This window comes from Streptomyces sp. NPDC057474, assembly GCF_042802555.1.
In the GTDB taxonomy this organism is placed as follows: Bacteria; Actinomycetota; Actinomycetes; order Streptomycetales; family Streptomycetaceae; genus Streptomyces.
Genome location: NZ_JBHVDX010000001.1, coordinates 86,112 through 105,403, shown reverse-complemented (window position 1 = coordinate 105,403; position 19,292 = coordinate 86,112). Strand labels below are relative to the sequence as shown.

At 70.4% G+C, this 19,292-nt stretch carries 16 protein-coding genes and 1 pseudogene; 11 read left to right on the top strand and 6 right to left on the bottom strand.

The window, feature by feature from the left end; genetic code table 11:
- Positions 1-174 precede the first annotated feature (174 nt).
- On the top strand, positions 175-990 hold the full coding sequence (locus tag ACFU53_RS00460) for a PaaX family transcriptional regulator C-terminal domain-containing protein (protein ID WP_383984103.1): 816 nt from the start codon (positions 175-177) through the stop codon (positions 988-990).
- 369 nt (positions 991-1,359) lie between these two features.
- Here ACFU53_RS00460 and ACFU53_RS00455 read toward each other — a convergent pair whose 3' ends face one another.
- Positions 1,360-2,145 (bottom strand): IclR family transcriptional regulator, encoded by a 786-nt coding sequence (locus ACFU53_RS00455; protein WP_383984100.1) that lies wholly within the window; start codon positions 2,143-2,145, stop codon positions 1,360-1,362.
- A gap of 404 nt (positions 2,146-2,549) precedes the next feature.
- On the opposite strand from ACFU53_RS00455, the gene ACFU53_RS00450 reads away from it, so the two are divergent.
- The 6 genes from ACFU53_RS00450 (at position 2,550) to ACFU53_RS00425 (ending at position 9,776) form a co-directional block, all read left to right on the top strand.
- Entirely contained in the window at positions 2,550-3,548 is a 999-nt protein-coding gene (locus tag ACFU53_RS00450; RefSeq protein WP_383984097.1) for an amidohydrolase family protein, read from the top strand.
- A 16-nt stretch (positions 3,549-3,564) separates the two neighbouring features.
- Positions 3,565-5,172 carry a bifunctional 3-(3-hydroxy-phenyl)propionate/3-hydroxycinnamic acid hydroxylase gene (locus tag ACFU53_RS00445; protein ID WP_383984094.1) on the top strand — a complete coding sequence of 536 codons (1,608 nt, stop codon included), beginning with the start codon at positions 3,565-3,567 and terminating at the stop codon, positions 5,170-5,172.
- On the top strand, positions 5,169-6,464 hold the full coding sequence (locus tag ACFU53_RS00440) for an MFS transporter (protein WP_383984091.1): 1,296 nt from the start codon (positions 5,169-5,171) through the stop codon (positions 6,462-6,464). The genes ACFU53_RS00445 and ACFU53_RS00440 overlap by 4 nt, the downstream gene beginning before the upstream one ends.
- On the top strand, positions 6,461-7,615 hold the full coding sequence (locus ACFU53_RS00435) for a maleylacetate reductase (RefSeq protein WP_383984088.1): 1,155 nt from the start codon (positions 6,461-6,463) through the stop codon (positions 7,613-7,615). Before ACFU53_RS00440 ends, ACFU53_RS00435 begins: the two co-directional genes overlap by 4 nt.
- Entirely contained in the window at positions 7,608-8,459 is an 852-nt protein-coding gene (locus tag ACFU53_RS00430; RefSeq protein ID WP_383984085.1) for a dioxygenase, read from the top strand. Before ACFU53_RS00435 ends, ACFU53_RS00430 begins: the two co-directional genes overlap by 8 nt.
- 183 nt (positions 8,460-8,642) lie before the next feature.
- Positions 8,643-9,776: an SGNH/GDSL hydrolase family protein gene (locus ACFU53_RS00425; RefSeq protein WP_383984082.1), complete on the top strand. Its 1,134-nt coding sequence runs from the start codon at positions 8,643-8,645 to the stop codon at positions 9,774-9,776.
- 70 nt (positions 9,777-9,846) lie between these two features.
- On the opposite strand, the gene ACFU53_RS00420 is transcribed toward ACFU53_RS00425, so the two are convergent.
- Positions 9,847-10,368: a hypothetical protein gene (locus ACFU53_RS00420; RefSeq protein WP_383984079.1), complete on the bottom strand. Its 522-nt coding sequence runs from the start codon at positions 10,366-10,368 to the stop codon at positions 9,847-9,849.
- 230 nt (positions 10,369-10,598) lie between these two features.
- Between ACFU53_RS00420 and ACFU53_RS00415 the strand changes: the two are divergent.
- From ACFU53_RS00415 to ACFU53_RS00400, 4 genes and pseudogenes are all read left to right on the top strand, one after another.
- Positions 10,599-11,075: pseudogene (locus ACFU53_RS00415) on the top strand (hemerythrin domain-containing protein).
- Between the two features lie 93 nt (positions 11,076-11,168).
- Entirely contained in the window at positions 11,169-13,571 is a 2,403-nt protein-coding gene (locus ACFU53_RS00410; protein ID WP_383984076.1) for a penicillin acylase family protein, read from the top strand.
- Between the two features lie 225 nt (positions 13,572-13,796).
- Positions 13,797-14,177: a sugar nucleotide-binding protein gene (locus ACFU53_RS00405; protein WP_383984073.1), complete on the top strand. Its 381-nt coding sequence runs from the start codon at positions 13,797-13,799 to the stop codon at positions 14,175-14,177.
- 193 nt (positions 14,178-14,370) lie between these two features.
- The gene (locus tag ACFU53_RS00400; protein ID WP_383984069.1) at positions 14,371-14,571 is read left to right on the top strand and encodes a hypothetical protein; all 201 of its coding nucleotides are present in this window, start codon (positions 14,371-14,373) and stop codon (positions 14,569-14,571) included.
- Positions 14,572-14,616: 45 nt separating this feature from the next.
- On the opposite strand, the gene ACFU53_RS00395 is transcribed toward ACFU53_RS00400, so the two are convergent.
- The 4 genes from ACFU53_RS00395 to ACFU53_RS00380 are packed head-to-tail and all read right to left on the bottom strand — an operon-like array spanning position 14,617 to position 19,274.
- The gene (locus ACFU53_RS00395; protein ID WP_383984066.1) at positions 14,617-15,123 is read right to left on the bottom strand and encodes a hypothetical protein; all 507 of its coding nucleotides are present in this window, start codon (positions 15,121-15,123) and stop codon (positions 14,617-14,619) included.
- A 35-nt stretch (positions 15,124-15,158) separates the two neighbouring features.
- Positions 15,159-15,755: a DUF6262 family protein gene (locus ACFU53_RS00390; RefSeq protein WP_383984217.1), complete on the bottom strand. Its 597-nt coding sequence runs from the start codon at positions 15,753-15,755 to the stop codon at positions 15,159-15,161.
- Positions 15,745-18,252, bottom strand: a complete 2,508-nt coding sequence (locus ACFU53_RS00385; RefSeq protein WP_383984063.1) for a tyrosine-type recombinase/integrase — start codon at positions 18,250-18,252, stop codon at positions 15,745-15,747. Before ACFU53_RS00385 ends, ACFU53_RS00390 begins: the two co-directional genes overlap by 11 nt.
- Entirely contained in the window at positions 18,249-19,274 is a 1,026-nt protein-coding gene (locus tag ACFU53_RS00380; RefSeq protein WP_383984060.1) for a tyrosine-type recombinase/integrase, read from the bottom strand. Before ACFU53_RS00380 ends, ACFU53_RS00385 begins: the two co-directional genes overlap by 4 nt.
- Between the last annotated feature and the right edge of the window lie 18 nt (positions 19,275-19,292).

Here is a 19,292-nt window from a genome sequence, read left to right as displayed (position 1 = left end):
AGTACAGGCCCAGACTCAGCCCCGCGAGCATCCTGTGTCAATGGATACACGGGCGTCAATAATTTGTAGCGCTTTTCCATGACCGAGGATGCGGTGCCTGACCAGCTGTTCAAAGGGTCCTTCGGTCGAACCGCTCATCCTCGCGACGGCCGTCCGTGTGACATAGTCGGTTTCGTGAAGCCTCGATCGATCGTCTTCGACCTGTTCGGCGACTACGTCCGCTACCGCGGCGGCGACGCCAGGATGCGCACCCTCAGCACCCTGATGGGCCGCTTCGGCGTCGGGGAGAGCACCGTGCGGGTGGTCCTCGCGCGGCTGCGCAAGGAGGGCTGGTTCGACGTCCGGCGCGAGGGCCGGGAGACCGTCTACACCCTCAACAGACGCAGCCTCCAGCTCCTCGACGAGGGTCGCTCACGCATCTTCGACCGGGCGCCGTCCGACTGGGACCGGCACTGGTACATGGTCATCTACTCGGTCCCCGAGACCGAGCGCGGCGTACGCGACCGTATCCGCAAGGAGCTGGCCTGGCTGGGCTTCGGCCCGCTGGCCCCGTCCACGTACGTCTCCCCGCACGACCGGCTCCGGCAGGTCCGGGAGAAGTTCGCGGACGAGCCCGCCATCCGGCTGGACACCCTGCGCTGCCAGTCCGGCGGACTGCCCGTCGACCGCGAGATGGCGGCCCGCGGCTGGGACCTGGCCGCGCTGAACGAGGACTACCGGGAGCTGCTGCGCACCTACCGCAGCCGGATGCCGTCCTACCGGGCCGGGCACCTCAGCCCCGAAGAGGCGCTGGTCGAACGCATGCGGCTGACGTACGACTACCGCAAGTTCCCCTTCCGCGACCCGGACCTGCCGACCGAGCTGCTCCCGGCGGGCTGGGTGGGCCACGAGGCGCACGAGATGTTCCTGGAGGCCCACGACGTGCTCGGCCCGTCGGCCGAGTCGTACTACGACGAGGTGGCGGGCATCCGCCACACCCCGCAGGCGTAGCCGCGCCGTTCGGCACGACGCCGGGCTGCGCGGGTACGGCGAGGCCCGTGCGGGTACGGCCCGGCTGCGCCGGTACGACGGGGCGGCGCGGGTACGGCGGGGCTGCGCGAGTACGGCGAGGCCGTGCGGGTACGACGGGGCTGCGCGGGTACGACGGGGCTGCGCGGGTACGGCCCGGCTGCGCCGGTACGACGGGGCTGCGCGGGTGCGGCGAGGCCCTGCGGGTACCGCCCGGCTGCGCCGGCACGACGGGGCTGCGCCGGTACGGCGGGGCCGTGCGGGTACGACGGGGCTGCGCCGGTACGACGGGGCCGTGCGGGTACGACGGGGCTGCGCCGGTACGACGGGGCCGTGCGGGTACGGCGGGGCCTACGAAAGGTGCCCCAGCTCGTGCGAGGCCGCCGTCACCGTCTCGTGCAGTTCACGCGTCACCTCGGCTAGCTGTTCCGGCGTGCCGGCGCTCTCCGGGAGGACGACGGAGATGGCGAGGGGGAGCGGGTCGCCGGCCGCGAAGACGGGGGCGGCGAGGGAGATGATGCCCGGGATGACGCCACCGTGGGTCTCGGCGTGCCCCTGTTCGAGGACGCGTGCCCGGGTGTCGGCGAGGCGTTCGCCCGTCCATTCCGCCTCCTTGCCGCGCAGTTCGCCGGTCAGGACCTCGTCGGTGAGGCTCTCGGGCAGGTGGGCCAGGAAGACGCGGCCGACCGATGACGTGAGCAGGGGGAGGGTGGCGCCGACGCGGACGGTCAGGGGCAGGGGGCGGGTGCCGTACGCCCAGCTGACGACGATCGGCCCGCGGTCGCCCCAGACGGAGAGGTTCACGGAGTGGCCCGTGCGGTCGCGCAGCCGCATCGCGTGGCCGCCCGCCACCGCGACCTCGTTGGTGCGGCGCAGCGCCTCGGCGCCCATGCGGCGCAGGGTGGCGCCGAAGTCGTAGAGGCCGGAAGCGGGATCCTGCGCCGTCAGCCCGATGCGGCCGAGGCTGACGAGGTAGCGGTGGACCTTGCTGGGCTGCATGCCGCTGGCCTGCGCGATCGCCGACAGACTCAGCGCGCCGCCACCGCTCTCCAGCGCGAGCAGGACCCGCATCGCGGTCTCGACGGACTGGATGCCCTGCCGCTCCCCGTTGTGTTCCTTGGGGTCAGTGGTGGTCACGGCGCGCTCTCTCCCCTGCCGGTGGACGAACGCGGTCAGCCTATCGGCGCGACCGGCCGACCTGCGTCTTGAAACGGATCCTACATTCACTATTGCAGAACGCGTTACGTTCTGGTGAACTGCGAACCGGTGGCGCTCAACGCCACCCGGCTGCTCCCCCGCCGCACCGGCGTCCCCCTCGCAGCCGACGAGCCGCTTGTCCGACGCGCACACACCCGCCGTCACCCACCCGCTCCGGCCACTCACGCCGAACCGGGCCCCTCCCCAGAACCGCACACGTGACCTCGCTCCCCTGACGAGGCCCCGTCGGCCGGCGTCCGCGATCCCCGGATCCCCGGATCCCCTGCCCCCGACCCCCCGATCCCCCGATCCCCGATCCCCGATCCCCCGAGGAGAACTCCGCAATGAAGCTGATCGGCCTAGAAGAGCACTTCGTGACCCCCGACCTGGTGGGTCACGGGGCGTCCACCGCCTCCATCGCCCAGCCCCACGCCTGGGCGGAGGCCTCGCGCCGGCTCCTCGACCTCACCGAGGAACGCCTCGACGCCATGGACGCGGCGGGCCTGGACATGCAGGTGCTGTCGCTCAACTCCCCCGGCCTCCAGGCGGAGAAGGACCCGGCGACCGCCGTACGCCAGGCGATCACGGTCAACGACTTCCTGACCGGTGTCGTCGCCGAGCACCCCGACCGCTTCTCCGGCTTCGCCGCCCTGCCGCTGCAGGACCCGAAGGCCGCCGCCGACGAGCTGGAGCGCGCGGTCACCCAGCTCGGTCTGCGCGGCGCCCTCGTCAACGCGCACACCCACGGCAGGTACCTCGACGACCCCGAGCTGCGTGTCGTCTGGGAGCGCGCCGAGCACCTCGACGTGCCGCTCTATCTGCACCCGGCCAACGGTGTCGACACCGCGCACGTACTGTCCGGCCACCCCGAACTCGTCGGACCGATGTGGAGCTGGGGCATCGACACGGCCACGCACGCCCTGCGGCTGATCTTCGGCGGCGTCTTCGACGACTTCCCGAACGCCAAGCTGCTGCTCGGCCACATGGGAGAGGGACTGCCGTTCGTGCTGTGGCGCATGGACTCCCGCTGGGACTTCCACGCCCACCACGGCATCGAGCTCAAGCGCGGACGCCCCTCGGAGTACATCCGGAACAACCTCTACATCACGACCAGCGGCGTCTGCTCCTCCGCCCCGCTGCTGACCGCGCTGCTCTCGATGGGCGCCGACCACATCCTCTTCGGCACCGACTACCCCTTCGAGGACATCGGGACGGCCACGACGTTCCTGCGGAACGCGCCGATCAGCGACGCCGACCGGCTCAAGATCGGCCACCAGAACGCCGAGAAGCTCCTCGGTCTCGCCACCGACCCCGCGCCCGCACCCGCGTACGCCGGTGTCTGAGCGGAAGGCCACGCATATGAAGGCCACGCCTATGTACGACAAGGGTATGTACGACAAGGGCACGCACATGTACGACGTCGCCGTCATCGGATACGGGCCCGTGGGCATGGTCACGGCGGCCCTGCTGGGTCAGGCAGGCCATGACGTGATCGTGCTGGAGCGCTATCCCACCCTCTACAACCTGCCGCGCGCCGCCATCTTCGACGACGAGACGATGCGGACGTTCGACCGCCTCGGCCTCTCCCGGGCCCTGTTGCCCACGCTGCACGTCCAGCGGAACTACGAGTGGCGCAACGGCGCGGGCGACCTCCTCATCGAGCACGACTTCGCCGCCGTCGGCGGCCAGGGCTGGGCGGAGTGGTACATGATGTACCAGCCCTATTTGGAGGACGCACTCGACGGCCTCGTCCGCGGTCTCGGCAACGTCGAGATCCGTATGGACTCCAAGGTCACCGGACTGCACGAGGCGCCGCACGGCGTGGACATCCAGGTCGAGGGAGCCGACACCGTCGTCCCGGCCCGGTACGTGGTCGCCTGCGACGGAGGCAACAGCTTCACCCGTGACTGGCTCGCCGTCGGGCAGGACGACTACGGGTTCTCCGAGCCGTGGATGGTCTGCGACTTCCGGCTGAAGGAGGACGGCGGCGCGGACATCCCCAAGGCGCGCCAGGTGTGCGACCCGAGGCAGCCGATATCGATCATCTCGCTGGGCCCCGAGCACCACCGGTTCAGCTTCATGCTCGACTCGGCGGAGGACTTCCCCGTCGAGCGGGAGCCCGACCGGGTGTGGGCGCGGGTCGCCGACTACGTCGACCGGAGCCAGGCCGACCTCGTCCGCGTCGCCACCTACACCTTCCGCTCGCTGGTCGCCGAGCACTGGCGCCGTGGCCGGATCCTGCTGGCCGGGGACGCGGCCCACCAGATGCCGCCGTTCCTCGGGCAGGGCATGTGCTCGGGCATCCGGGACGCCCAGAACATCGCGTTCAAGCTCGACGCCGTACTGCGCGGCGCCGACGACGCGCTGCTCGACACGTACCAGAGCGAACGTGAACCGCATGTGCGGGCCATCATCGCCAAGGGCATCGAGCTGGGCCGGGTGCAGACCGTGCGCGACCCGACGGCGGCCGCCGAGCGCGACGCCCGCCTGATCGCGCAGCGCGAGGCGAACGGGCGCCCCGAGAAGATGCGCTTCCCGGGCCTCGGTCCGGGTCTGCACGACGCGTCCCCGCAGGCAGGACATCTGATGCCGCAGGGCCGGGTCGAGTCGCACGGCACCGAGGGACTCTTCGACGCCGTACTCGGCCGTGGCTTCGTCCTCCTCGTCGACGGCCGCGAAGGCGCCTCGCTCGACATCTCCGCCACCGAACTCGCCGCCCGCCTCGGCGTCGGCGTCCACCACCTCACCGACCGCCGCCTCACCACCGAGGGGTTCACCGACATCGGCGGCGTCTACGGGCGCTGGTTCGACGAGACCGGCACCGCCGCCGTCCTGTGGCGGCCCGACTTCTACATCCTCGGCACCGTGGCCTCACTCACAGATGTCCCGGCGCTCCTGAAAGCCCTTGCCACAGCAGTCGAGCCGATGCAGGCTCCTGCCACCGTCGGAGAAAGGATCCGGCCATGACCGCTCCGTCCGTCATACGCCCGACCGTCCGCAGAATCCCCGCGACCACGTTCATGCTGGTCGCCGCCTGGGTCGTCGCCTCCCTGGAGGGTTACGACCTCGCCGTGTACGGCGTCACCGTGCCCGCGCTCCTGGGCGACCCCTCGCTCGGCATCGACAAGACGGAGGCCGGCTCGATCGGCGCGCTCGTCGGCATCGGCATGCTCATCGGCGCCGGCCTCGCCGGGGCCCTCGTCCACCGCACCGGACCACGCCGGCTCCTGCTCACCGGGACCATGGTCTTCTCCGTCGGCATGGCGGTCTGCACGGTCGCGAGCGGCGTCCCGTCCTTCGGCGTCGGCCGCCTGATCGTCGGCCTCGGCCTGGGTGTCGTCCTGCCGACGATCAACGCCTTCGTCGCCGACCTCAGCGAGCCCGGCCGCCGCAGCCGCAACGTGGCCCTGATCATGAGCGGTTACGCGGCCGGTGCTCTGCTCTCCCCGCTGCTGGGCACGGCCATGCTCCCCGACGTGTCGTACCGCTGGCTGTACGTGATCGGTGTGGTGCCGGTGTTCCTGGCCATTCCGCTGGTGCTCAGGCTCCCGGAGAGCCCGTTCCACCTGCGCCGCACCGGCCGCGCGGACGAGGCGCGAGAGGTGGAGGAGCGGCTCGGCCTCACCCCGTCGGAGGCCGCGCCCACGGCGGACCCGGGCCGCTGGCTGGGCCTCGGCTCGCTGCTCACGGGCGGACTCGCGGTATCGACCGTGCTCTTCTGGGCCATGTCCTTCTGCGGACTCCTGCTGGTCTTCGGGATCAGCACCTGGCTGCCCAGCATCATGCAGGCCGCGGGCTTCTCGCTCGGCTCGGCGCTGCTGCAGACGGCCGCGATGTGGCTGGGCGTCGGGGTCGGGGCCATCATCGGTGGCCGGATCGCGGACAAGCTCGGCCCCAAGCGGGTCGTGGTCGCCGCGTTCCTGGTCGGCACCCTGAGCCTGATCGCGATGAGCACCCGCCCGCCGACGGCCGTGATGTTCGTGCTGATGTTCATCAGCGGGTTCGGGTTCATCGGTTCGCAGATCCTCGGCAACGCGTTCATCGTGACCAGGTACCCGGACGCCGTTCGCGGCAACGGTCTCGCCTGGGCCCTGTCCATCGGCCGGTTCGGCGCGATCGCCGGCCCGTCGCTGGGTGCGTTCGTCCTCAGCTCGGGCGCCGACATCGAGTGGGCCTTCTACGCCTTCGCCGTCCCCGCGCTCGCCGGGGCGATCGCGGCCGGCGCCGTGCCCCGGGTCCGGGCCGCGGTGGCGCGGTGAGCCCCGTCCACTCGACGGTGGTGTACGAGTCCTGGGGTCAGCGGGTCGTCTTCGGCTCCGGCACCGCACGGGACGACGTGGCGGCCGAGGTCACCGGGCTCGGCGCGAGCCGGGTCCTGGTGATCGCGGCCGACGCGGAACGCGCCCTGGCCGAGGACATCTGCAAGGACCTCCCCGTCGTCGGGATCTTCGGCGGGGTCAGGCCCCACGTACCGGCCGAGGTCGCCGAGGCCGTACGCGCCGCCGCCCACGAGCACGCGGCCGACCTGCTGCTGAGCGTCGGCGGCGGCTCGACCACCGGCACCGCGAAGGCCGCGGCACTGACCACCGGCCTGCCGATCCTCGCCGTCCCCACCACCTACGCCGGCTCCGAGGCCACCCCTGTCTGGGGTCTCACCGAGGACGGCCACAAGCGCACCGGCGTCGACCCGAAGGTGCTGCCCCGGGTGGTCGTCTACGACGCCACGCTGATGCTGTCGCTGCCGGCCCGGCTGTCGGTGACGTCGGGACTCAACGCCCTCGCCCACTGCGTCGACGCGTGGTGGGCGCCCCGGCACAACCCGATCAGCTCCGCCCTGGCCGCCGAGGGCGTCAGGTCGCTGGCGTCCGCCCTGCCGCGCGTCGTCGCCGACGGCCAGGACGTCGCCGCCCGCCGCGACATCCTCTTCGGCACCTATCTCGGGGCGGTCGCCTTCGCCGGGGCCGGTTCCGGGCTCCACCACAAGGTGTGCCACGTCCTCGGCGGCGCGTACGACCTCGAACACGCTGCCCTGCACTCCGTGGTGCTCCCCCATGTGGTCGGCCTCAATCTGCCCGCCGTACCCGACGCGGCACAGCGCCTGGGAGCGGCACTGGATTCGCCCGCCGACCCCTTCGGCGCCCTCCTCGACCTTTACACGAGGCTCGAACCCCCTTGCTCCCTGGCCGAGTTGGGGCTCGCCGAGGAGGAACTCGACAGGGCCACCGACCTGGTCATGGCCCAGGTCCCGGACTCCAACCCGCGCCCGGTGACCCGCGACGAGATGCGCGCGCTGCTGGGGCGCGCATGGCGTGCAGACGCCCCGGTGCCGGTCCCGGTGTCTCCTGCCGGCCGCGCCACGGAAGAGCCGGCCACCGGCGCGAAGCACACGAAAGAGCCGACCGATGACTGAACAGGAGCTGACCGACAAGGTCGTCGCGAGCTTCGACGGCGCACGGGACGACCGGTTCGGTGAGGTCATGCGGGCCCTCGTCCGACACGCGCACGCCTTCGTGCGCGAGACACGGCTCACCGAGGACGAATGGTCCGCGGCGATCGCGTTCCTGACGGCGGCCGGTCACATCACGACCGACACCCGCCAGGAGTTCGTCCTGCTGTCGGACGTCCTCGGCGTCTCCATGCTGACCGTCGCGGTGAACGAACCGGGTGACGGCGAGACCACCGAGTCCACGGTCCTCGGCCCCTTCTTCGTCCAGGACTCGCCCGGCATCGAGCCCGGCGGGGACATCGCGGGCGGCGCGAGTGGCGAGCCGTCGTGGGTCGAGGGCCGGGTCACGGGTCCCGACGGCACCCCGGTCGCCGGGGCCCGGGTCGAGGTGTGGGAGGCCGACGACGACGGGATGTACGACGTCCAGTACGACGGCGGCGGTCTCGCCGGGCGCGCGCATCTGTTCACCGACGCCGAGGGCCGCTACCGGTTCTGGGGGCTCACCCCGACGCCGTACCCGATCCCGGACGACGGGCCTGTCGGCCGTCTCCTCGACCGTGCGGGCCGCTCCCCGATGCGGGCACCCCACCTGCACTTCAAGGTGACGGCACCCGACTGTCGCCCGCTCATCACGCACATCTTCGTGGCGGGCGATCCGGTCCTCGAAGCCGACTCGGTCTTCGGTGTGAAGGACTCGCTCATCCGCGCCTTCGATCGCCGTCCGGCCGGGACACCGACACCGGACGGCCGTCCCGTGGAAGGGACTTGGACGTTCGCGAGCTTCGACATCGTGCTGGGGAAGGAGTAGGCGGGCGCGAAACGGTGATCACGCGCTGAGCCCAGCGGCCGCCCGCCGGCCGCTGGGCGGTGTCGCGGACGCGCGTGCGGATGCCGTCGCGAGGGGTTGACGGCGGCGCGTGTGGCGGTCACCTTCGATAGCGCATGCACGATGGGAGCGCTCCCATACTCCGTGTGTCGAAGGGACTGCCACATGCAGACGCCTCGCCAGTTGTCCCGACGGACGTTGGTCGCGGCCACCGCCGCCGGCCTCGTCACCGCCGCCGCATCCCCCTCACAGGCATCCCCCTCACAGGCGGCCCGGTCCCGGGCGGCCCGGTTCCATACGGTCGGCCGGGTCAGGAGGGCCGCTGACGGGACCGTCAGGTACAGCTGGCCCGGCATCTCCTTCGAGGGGAGGTTCCGCGGGACCGGGGTCGGAGTGGTCCTCGACGACTCGGACAACGACTACGACGTCCAGGTCGACGGAACGACCGTCGCCACCCTCGTCACCCCGGGCCGGACCGTCTCCTGGATCGACGGCCTCGCCGACGGCGGGCACCGCGTGCGGGTCGTGAAGCGGACGGAGAGCCCGTGGGCGGCCGGCCGGTTCGGCGGGTTCGTCGCGGCCCCCGGTGGCACGATTCTCGCGAGACCCCAGGCGCGGAGCAGGCAGATCGAGTTCATCGGCGACTCGTACACCGCCGGTTACGGCAATGCCTCCGACACCCAGGACTGTTCCGGCAACGGCGGGGTCAACCGGAACAGCAACGCGGATCTCGCCTTCGGCGCGCTCACCGCCCGGAAACTGGACGCCGACCACCAGATCAACGCCTTCTCCGGCCGTGGAATGGTCCGCAATTACAACGGCGGCGAGCCGGGAACCGACTTTCGCACGTACTACGACCGGGCCCTGCTGAACATCGAGGGCGATGTCTGGCGGAAGCCGGACAGCTGGCGTCCACAGGTCGTCGTGGTCGGGCTCGGCATCAACGACTTCTCGACGCCTCTCAATCCCGGGGAGCACTGGAGCACGACGGCCGAGCTGGTCGCCGCCTACGAGAGCGCCTATCACGGGTTCCTCGACAAGCTGCGCGCCCGGTACGGGCCCAGGACGTTCCTCGTGGTCGCCGCCGCCCGCCTCTGGAACACCACCGCGTTCGCGGAGGCCACCCTGCGGGTCGTCGAGGAGCGCGGTCGGCGGGGCGACGGCCGGGTCAGCCACTGGTACTACGACGACCCCGGCCTCGATCACCTGGGCTGCGACTGGCATCCCTCGCTCCACGACCACCGGATCATCTCCGGGCTGCTCGAGGACCACCTCTCGGGGCTGCCGCTGCGCTGGTAGCCGGGACGCCGCCGTACGCGGCTGCCGTGACCGGCCGGCATCCTCCATGGGCCTGAGCCGTGGCGCGGGCTCAGGCCGTCAGGGCCTGCCCCCGCTCCAGCGTGTCGAGCAGGCCGGCGTGGTGCAGCGTGGCGACGGGGGCGAGGAGGTCGGGATGGCGGAGCAGTGCGGCGGCGCGCCGGTCGAGTGCGTCCGGGGTCAGGAGGCGACGGAAGACGGCGGGGGAACCGGCCGTGTGGGAGGAGTCGGTGAGGGCGGCCACGGCGGTGCGGGCCAGCTCGGGGTCGGCGAGCAGACAGGCCGCCCAGCTGGCCACGACCTCGTCCACCCAGGTCCGCCAGGCGTACTCGTCGGGTGTCAGGTCCTCGTCGAAGCCGGTGATCCAGTCGAGCCGGGCGGTGCCGCCCGGTCCCGCCACGCCGACGAGCGCGGCGTCCATCGGCGTCGGATAGCGGAGCCGGGCGGCCACGGTGACGGCCTGCCGGGCCTGCGCCTCCAAGAGCGCGCCGTCCAGTGCGCCGCCGCCCGCCGGATAGGCGCGCGTCAGCCACTGGGTGGTCGCCGCTATGAGTGGGGAGAGATCTGCGAGCACGCTGGGCCATCCGTTGAGTTCTGGGGAACGCGATGCAAAACGTAGCCGTGCGCCGTCGGGCCGGAAATGGCGCAGGCCACGGAATGGACGTGTCCTGGGCCACATCTCCCTGGCGCACCGACTCACCGGGACGTCAATGCGACGAATTCGGGGACGTGCGGGTTTCACCGACCTCCTCAGGGTCCGGCCCGGAACGAACGGCCGGGACGCGCAGGCAAGGAGCGACGGAAATGGTTCACGGCGGAGACGTCGTCGAGGAACTGAAGACCGACCACCGGGAGGTGGAAGAACTCTTCGGCACAATCGAGAAATTGCCTTCCGGCAACCCACAGCGCAAGCAAATACGCCGGTCTGGTCACGATCGAGCCGGTACGGCATTCCGTCGCCGGGGAGGCATGTCTCCACCCGGCGGTCCGCCGGCACCTGCACAACGGTGACGCGGTCGCGGACCGGGAGCCGGCGGATCACGCCGAGGCCGAGCGCGCACCATGAAGGACCTGGAGCGGTGTGCCGCCGACGACCCGGAGTTCGACCGGCGGATCGGCCGGCTGATGGCCGAGATCCGGCACCGTACGAGACGAGGAGAGCGACCTCTTCCCGCAGTTGGCCACCCCACCAAGCCCCCGGCCGACAGGATCCTCGCGCCGGGACTCGGTCTCGTCGACCGGATGCGCGACGCGCTGAGCGGCCGGGGCAGGGATTCCTGACCCAGAAGATGTACCTCCCCAGGCTGATACGGCGCCGGGAAATCCCTCGGGGGCGCGATGTGCCCCCGCCGGTTGTACCGGAAAAGTAGGGCCATGGGTGAAACCAGAACGCTGACGAAGCGTCACAGAAGTTTCCTTATCAGCCGGTTGGCGGCCGTCGCGGCCGCCCTCTGCCTCGCCTCGGTCACCGCCGCCCTGCAGCCCGCGCCCTCGTCCGCAGCGACGGGAGCGAGTGGGGAGGCGGCGGGCCGAGCGGTGGGCGAGGGCGGGTACACGGCCCGGATCAACCGCACCGAGTACGGCATCCCGCACATCCTGGCCCGGGACTTCGACGGGCTCGGATACGGCTACGGCTACGCGTTCGCGCAGGACAACGTGTGCGAACTCGCCGACCAGGTCGTGACGTTACGGGGAGAGCGGTCCCGGTTCTTCGGGCCCGACGGGGAGGCCGGCGAGGGCGCCGACCTGGCGAGCGACACGTACTACAAGGGTCAGTCGCGCGCGGGCACCGTCCAGCGGCTGCTCGACCGGAAGGCGCCGGTGGGGCCGACGGCGGAGCTGCGCCGGATGGTCGAGGGGTACGCCGCCGGCTACAACCGCTATCTGCGGGACACGGGCGTCGACGCGCTGCCGGACGCCCGGTGCAAGGGCAAGCCGTGGGTACGGCCGATCACCGCGCTCGACCTGTGGAACGTCGTGCACGACGTCAACGGAGCGGCCGGGGCAGCCCCGCTGGCCCCCGACATCGGTGACGCGAAGCCGCCGGCGGCGGGCGCCAGGGGGACGAAAGCCGCCCCGAGCCTGCCGGGTCTCGGCGCGGACTTCGGCAGCAACGGGTGGGCGCTCGGCCGGGAGGCGACCCGGACCGGCAACGCGATGGTCCTCGCCAACCCCCACCTGCCCTGGACCGACAGCCGATTCCGCTTCTACCAGGTGCAGTTGACGATCCCCGGCACCCTGGACGTGTCCGGCGCCGGTATCTACGGCACGCCTCTGGTCCTGATCGGCCACAACCAGCATCTCGCCTGGACGCACACCGCGAGCGACGCACAGCACTCCTCCGTCTACGCGCTGAAGCTGGTGCCGGGCGACCCGACCAGCTATGTGGTCGACGGCAAGACCGAGCGGATGAAGCGCCGCACGGTCCCGGTCACCGTCCGCGACGGGGACGGCGGGCTCACGACCGTCGAACGAACCCTGTACACCTCACGCTTCGGCGCGGTGCTGTCCTCCGGCTGGACCACGGAGACCGCCTACGCCGTCCGTGACGCCAACGCCGACAACCTGCGCTCCATGAACACCTGGCTGGCCATGGGCAAGGCCCGCAACCTCGGCCAGTTGCGCGCCGCCCAGGAGACCTACCAGGGCATCCCCTGGACATACACCCTCGCGGCCGACACCGGCGGCGGCACGTACTTCACCGACTCCTCGGTCGTCGCGCACCTCACCGACGAACAGCTGAAGCGCTGTGTCCCGCAGGACGACGGAGAGGGCCCCGCCACCCTGGACGGTTCGACGTCGGCCTGTGCCTGGGGCAGCGATCCCGACGCGATCGTGCCGGGCATTCACGGCCCGTCCCACCAGCCGAGGCTGAACCGCGCCGACTACGTCGCCAACTCCAACAACGGCCCCCGGTACACCAATCCCGGGGAGCCCCTCACCGGCTTCCCGGGCACCTACGACACCGATGCGCGCCTCGGGCAGCGGGCCCAGCTCGGGCTGCGGATGATCGGGGAGCGCGCGGACGGCACGGACGGGCTCGGCGCCCCGGGCTTCACCCTGAGCACCCTGCGCGCGTCGATGCTGGGCAACCGAGTCCTGTCGGCCGAGACGGGCCGCGACGACGTGGTGGCCATGTGCCGCGCCAACCCGCTCCTGGAGACCACGGACGGCAAGGAGGTCGACATACGGCAGGCGTGCGCGACCCTCGCCGACTGGGACACCCGCGCCGACACCGGCAGCCGGTGCGCCGCGCTCTGGTTCACCTTCGTCGAGCGCCTTCTCGGGGCCGGTCCACCCGACACCTGGCAGCGCGTCGCCTACGACCCGACGCAGCCGCTCACCACGCCGCGCGGCGTCAAGGGTGACGACATACGGGTCCGGCGTGCCCTGGCCGACGCGGTCCAGGACTTCGCCGCCCGGGGCCTGCCGGTCGACGCCGAGCTCGGTGCCGTGCAGAAGTGGGCCGGTGTCCCGTTGTCCGGCTGCACCGGCAGGAAGGGCTGCTTCAACGTCCTGGACGCGGGCCCCGACTCGGGCACGGGCACCCCGCCCGCCGGCGCCTTCGGCACCAGCTTCCTCATGGCCGTCGAACTCACCCTCGACGGCCCCCGCACCCACACCCTCCTCACCTACGGCCAGTCGGCGAACCCTGCCTCCCCCCACTACACCGACCAGACCCGCCTCTACTCCCGCAAGCAGTGGGTCAGGGAACGCTTCACCCAGGCGGAGATCGCGAGCGACCCGACCTTGAAGGTGACGACGTTGCACCGCTGACAACTCCCCTGCCGGGCAGGCGGGTTCGGGCACCGCGACCGCAGGGATGGGAGGCTTGCGGTCGGTGGCCCCCGCGACCGGCCCACCCGGCCGCGGGGGTCGAGCGCGGCGCTGGTCGCGGAACGGGCGGGCGACCTCGACGCCGTCGGCCACGCCCTCCGGACCGTACGGGCCAAGCCCCTCCCTCCGGACCGTAGAGCGCCGAACCCCCTACCGTTTCCCACCATGAAGCTCCTCATCATCGGCGGCAGCGGGTTCCTGGGCGGCGAGTTGACGCGCCGGGCCCCGGCGGCGGGATACGAGACGGCCGCGACCTACTCCACCCGGCCTCCGGACACCGCGGGGGATGTCGTCCGGCACTCCCTCGACGTCCGGGACCCTGCACAGGTGACCGAGGTACTGGCCAAGGTGGCGCCCTCGGTCATCGTCAACGCGTCCAGCGGCAACGCCGATTGGGAGATCACCGCCGAGGGCGCGGTCCGGGTGGCGAGGGCCGCGGCCGAGCGGGGCTGCCGCCTGGTCCATGTGTCCAGCGACGCCGTGTTCTCGACGGTTATCTCGGGTCTATGTGGCCTCGTTGCAGTTCAGGGCTTCGCAGCTGTGTGAGGGACGTTAGCGACGGTCCCGCTTCAAATAGGGTGACGGTGTGTCTCAGAGTCCTGATCAGCCACTTCTGCCGTCTCGTCATCAAGTTGGCAGCCTTCGTGACTTCCTCCATGGAAGGACGTACTCGGCTGCCTCAGTCACCATCCGGCTCGACGGTGCACCGTCACACGCTGCGGGCACGCCTCTGGATGACGTGAGCAAGGTCTCGAATGCCCTGTATGAGGTTGTCGACGGTCTCGCCAGGCGGGTGCTGGACGCGGTTCTTTCCGGGCAGTCGAACGCTGAGGCGCGTGACGCATGGGTCGCGCTCTTGCTGATCGCCCAGAACTGGCGGGACTCACCTGATCTGCCGGCAGACCTGAAGACCGTGGTTGATGAGGCTCTTCCACTCTGATAGGCGCTGGTAACGGGTGGATCGTCACCAGCCGAACTCGTCAGGTCACGGCTCCTGGTGTCCAGCTGCGCGGAGTCTGGCAGCGGCTTCAGCGGGTGTGTCGTAGTAGCCGGGTCGAGCCAGGAGGACCGAGCTGAAGTAGTAGCCCTGTTCTTCAGGTTCGTCGTCCGCTTCGAAGGGGCGCCAGAAGCTGAGAAGAAGGTCTGGTGCGATGAAGGAGGCCGGGTCGTCCTCGGCCTCGGTGATCGTGGCGAGCCCGCGCAGCAGGGTGACCACCTCGGCAGCTGGCAGACCGAAGACGTCGATGCCGCGGAACCGGACGGTGTCCTGGCCGCTGGCGGGTCGGCCCAGCTCGATTGCTTCGAGCTGGCCGCGCGAGCAGTGAATGCTGACCATCAGGCCGCTTGGCCGGAAGACGAACCTGCCCAACTGATCTGATTCCGAGATCGCTGAGGGGTCGCGGAACGAGGCGAGTGCCTGGTCTGCTGCCTCGCGTGGCATGCCGATGACCAGGGCGCCGAGACCGGTGGGCGGCGTGAGTTCGAATTCCATGCGCGAATGATTCCAGAACCGATGATCGGCGGGATTCAGGGCTCCGGTGGCAACCGATTCTCCTTGCGGATCATGCGGCGAAGGCTTGTGCGTGCGGCTGCCAGGTCGTCCTCAAGCTCGGCGACTCGCTGCTGGAGTCCCGTGTTCTGAGTGGTTGCCTGCCGTTCCGCCGTGGACAGTCGGAGGTTCTCCTCCGTGAGCTCGTTGACGCGGTCGACCAGGTCGTGGTTGCCGAGCTGTTCGACCTGCTGCCCAAGGTGAACGCGGGCTTGTTGCCGCAGCTGGCCATTCTCGGTTCTGAGTCGTTTGATCTCTTGTCGGGCGAGAAGCAGGTCGGTGTGCTCGCTGGCGGTAGAGACTCGCCGTCCGCTCTGCTGGTCCTGGTGGCCCTGCGCGGCCTGGCGGGCCCGTGCCTGGTCGATGTGTTCGCGCAGGCCGGGGGCATAGACGAGCCAGCTGGAGACACCGGCCTCGCGGGCGACTGTGGCAAAGGTGATGCGCCTGTTGTCGCGGAGCATGTCCTGGACGGCCTTGAGGACGCGTCCTCTCTTATCGGCACTGTCCCGCTGACGTGCGGCTTTGAGGACCTCAGCAGGTGTCCGGGAAGGCTGCGGGGATGTCTCAACAGGAATCTGGGGCCTCCTTGCGGATCACGGTCAATGGCAGCAGCTTGTGTTCCCGGGTCGCCCGGACCTTCCGCAGGATCGAGCTGGCCTCCTCGATCTCCTCGCGCTCGTCCTGGGGGAGCTTGCCGAGTCGGTCGCGCATCGTGTCGGCGACGGTCGTGAACGCGGTGATCTGGTCGGCGAGATTGCGGACCACGAAGTCGTCGGCGTCCATGGCCCTGGCGGTCTCGCGGTCGGCTCGCAGATCGTTGACGTGCTCTTCGATCGCTGGCAGGTAGGACGGGTCCGGGCGATAGAAACCGCATCCGGCGCACTGGAAGCGGATCGCGCATGCCTTGCCGCCGGCCTTGACGTTGCTGGGCTCGCGGCAGTTGCCGAACGGAACGGCGACCGACTGGGCCTCGTAGTCGGTCGTGCTGGTGAAGGGTGCCGGGCGGCCGGAACGGTCGATGGTGTGCCTCCGCATGGTGGTGATCGCTTCGCGTTTCCGCTTCAGGGACACCTGGTAGTACGACATCGTCGTGACGATCGACCGGTGGTCCATGAGCTCTTTCAGCACGTCAACCGGGACGCCAGCGTCAGCGTGACGCTGGGCATAGGAATGCCGGAACGCGTAGGGGAAGATCAGCGAGCGGTCGAACGGGAGCCTGTTTCCGTGCTCGTCCAGTTCATCGCTCGGCAGCACCGGGATCGCCGTGACCCACTCGCGCATCGCGTTGGCCAGGCTGCCCCCCATGTGCGCGATCCCGCTGCGGTCGGTGATCGACGGGAACAGGAACTTGCGACTGCGAGGGGGAACCTCCAGCTGACGTCGACGGACCAGCCAGGCCCTGATCACGTCGGCTGTCTCGCGGGTGATGGGCAGCTTGCGGCCGTAGCGGCGCTTCTTGACGTTGTCCCAGACGAGGGTGTTCTCGTCCCCGCGGGTCTCCAGGCACTTCAGGCGCAGGCTGGCGATCTCGACGGGGCGGCGGCCGGTGTCGCGCAGGACCAGGTAGGCGGTCTGCATCATCAGCTCGATGTCGGCCGGCTTCATCTCGCCGTAGGAGAAGCCGGCTCCCATCAGAGCGAGGTGGGCATCAAGCTGAGCGATGACGGGCTCAGGGACGGCCCGGCCGGCGGCGTCCTCGCTCGTCTCCTCGGGCGGCAGGACCAGCGTTTTGTCCCGGTCGAAGCTGCCGGGCATGCCGGTCAGCATGTCTGTCTTGCGGCCGAAGTCGACGATCTCCATGAAGCAGCCGAACGACTGCTGGCGATAGTTCCGGCTGGCGAGTTCATCATCGGCGGTGCGGCGGATGCGGCTCATCGCGGTGAAGACCGCCTGCATGTCAGCGAACCGCAGGTTCGTGTAGTCCTGGCCCCCGCCGGGCCGGGCATGCAGGGCGTCGGAAGCAACGACGCAGCAGGCGAACACCCGCTTGAACTTGACGCTGTCCAGGCTGACGGTGTCGGCCCATGTCTTGATCACTTCTCGGAGCCACGGCTGACGGATGGCCGACGCGTCGACCTGCCCGGCCCGGTGGCGGCGCCCGCCCAGTGCCGTGGACCGCAGGTTCATCCAGCCCAGGTCCCAGGTGTCGGCATCGGTGGGTGCCAGGCCGCGGAACGAGAGTGAGGCCCGGCGTAGGCCCCGGACGGTCTCCCGGATCAAGGCCACGAGGTTGTGTTGGTTGACGATGCCCTCGATGAAGGAATCAACGTCCACGGTCAGCAGACTGGGGACCCCCTCCAGCCGGCGGGTCAGCAGGCGGGTGGCCATCGGCTCGATGATGCCGCCGCGGGCATCCCGCTGCTGCAGGCCGTAGAGGAACTCCCAGCGGACAGGCTCTGTCAGGTCCCGCAACGTGAACTGGTTGGTGAGCAGACGGGTGGCCGCCTGGCTGGCCCACTGCTCGGGGTCGCGGGTGGCTCCCACCCGCTTGTCCCGCTCCCACGTCTGGTGGTGCGTATTGCAGAGTCCGGAGACCACCCGCTGGTTGAAACAGCCCCGGACGATGCAGGTCGGCATTGCTGCCAGCGGCTCCACGGTGGTGGTGGCCAGCCATTCCTCGACCGTGGCCTGCTGGTCCGAACGCCGTCGCCAACGCGAGTAGTGGGTGCGGCAGAGCTGGCCGCTGGAGGCGGGCCGCTCGCATCTGCCGGAGAGACCGTTCAGGACGCATGACTCGCGCTCGGTCCCCCATTGCGTACGGATCCGGCGGGGCCGTTCGTAGGTCGCGGTGAACTCCTCCTTGCTCAGCGTGCTGGTCTTCAGCATCTCCAGGCAGTGCCGGCAGACCAGGCCCCGGGAGTGCATCACGGTCCAGCACGACGTGGTGATGCACTTCGAGGCCGAGGTGCGCGGGTTGTCCACGTCACCGTCGAAAAACCAAGCCTGCTGGGACCATTCGCCCGGCCGCCAGAGTGGATCGACCTGCCCTTGCAGCCAGTTCGTCCAGGCCGACGGGTCGAGCGGAACGACGTCGGAGAGCGGCTCAGCTGTGATCGGGGCGGGACTGGTCATGACCGCCTCCCCGACGCCACCAGCTCGACCGCCGCCCGCTTGTCCGCCTCGCTGGCGTGCAGGTAGGGCGTCAGCGAGGACCGGGAGACGTGCCCCATCAGGTCCTGGACCACGTCCTCGTCGACGCCGGCGCGGACCCAGGCCGTGGCCGCCCCGTGCCGCAGCATGTGCGGACGCGCGGTGAGCTGGGCTTTCTTCGCCAGCCGGTCGAAGAGCTCCTTCGCCGTGCCATAGCGCATGGGCTGCCCGAGCGGGGCGTGGAAGAGGTTCACGAAGACCATGTCGCAGCCGGCCGCCCCGGGGACCTCGTCCCGTTCGAGCTGGTAGTCCGCGTAGAGCCCGGCGAGGTCCTCGGTGACCGGGATGACCCGGGCGAAGCGGGACTTGGCCAGGGCTCCGTTGGCGTTGTTCGCCCGCCGCCGGACGTGGATGTGCGGGCCCTCGACCCGGCAGCCGAGCATCCGTGAGTCGCTGAGCAGGTGCATATCCTGACGGCGTAGGCCCAATGCCTCACTGATCCGCTCTCCCGTGCAGCCCAGCAGGGCGACCAGGAACCGGTCGCGGGCCCGCGTGGCGACCTGGAACAGCTGGTCAGCCTCCTCCGGGGGCAGATACTCCACAGCCTCCTCGGACGGCTCCGACAGCTTGAGGATCTTCGTCCTCACGGTGCGGAACTGGCCGTCCTCGCCCTCATCCTTGCCCGGCGGGAGCCAGCTCAGGTACTTCGTTTCCGACAGCCGGCCCACAAGCTCCGCGTCCACCCACTCGTTGCGCGAGCAGAACCGCAAGAACTCGCAGACCCCGGTCATCACCGCGTTCGCCGACTTCTCCATCCGGAAGCGCGGCGGGGACGACACCCGCGGGCTGCGTGGCGGCAGCGGCTCGTCCACCAGCCAGCGCAGGAACCGGGCCAGGTCGAGCAGAGTGATCTGCTTCCAGTCGAGGCCGCGTTCGGAGCACCAGGTCAGCAGCAGGGCGGAACGGATGCCGTACGCCTTCTCAGTGTTGAACGACCGACCCATGTCCCGCAACGAAGCCAG

Excerpts from the sequence above, each read along its gene's own strand:
- ACFU53_RS00450 (WP_383984097.1), top strand. The coding sequence starts at position 2,550 with ATGAAGCTGATCGGCCTAGAAGAGCACTTCGTGACCCCCGACCTGGTG.
- ACFU53_RS00445 (WP_383984094.1), top strand. The coding sequence starts at position 3,565 with ATGAAGGCCACGCCTATGTACGACAAGGGTATGTACGACAAGGGCACG.
- ACFU53_RS00440 (WP_383984091.1), top strand. The coding sequence starts at position 5,169 with ATGACCGCTCCGTCCGTCATACGCCCGACCGTCCGCAGAATCCCCGCG.
- ACFU53_RS00430 (WP_383984085.1), top strand. The coding sequence starts at position 7,608 with ATGACTGAACAGGAGCTGACCGACAAGGTCGTCGCGAGCTTCGACGGC.
- ACFU53_RS00425 (WP_383984082.1), top strand. The coding sequence starts at position 8,643 with ATGCAGACGCCTCGCCAGTTGTCCCGACGGACGTTGGTCGCGGCCACC.
- ACFU53_RS00410 (WP_383984076.1), top strand. The coding sequence starts at position 11,169 with ATGGGTGAAACCAGAACGCTGACGAAGCGTCACAGAAGTTTCCTTATC.
- ACFU53_RS00405 (WP_383984073.1), top strand. The coding sequence starts at position 13,797 with ATGAAGCTCCTCATCATCGGCGGCAGCGGGTTCCTGGGCGGCGAGTTG.
- ACFU53_RS00395 (WP_383984066.1), bottom strand. The coding sequence starts at position 15,123 with ATGGAATTCGAACTCACGCCGCCCACCGGTCTCGGCGCCCTGGTCATC.
- ACFU53_RS00385 (WP_383984063.1), bottom strand. The coding sequence starts at position 18,252 with ATGACCAGTCCCGCCCCGATCACAGCTGAGCCGCTCTCCGACGTCGTT.
- ACFU53_RS00380 (WP_383984060.1), bottom strand. The coding sequence starts at position 19,274 with ATGGGTCGGTCGTTCAACACTGAGAAGGCGTACGGCATCCGTTCCGCC.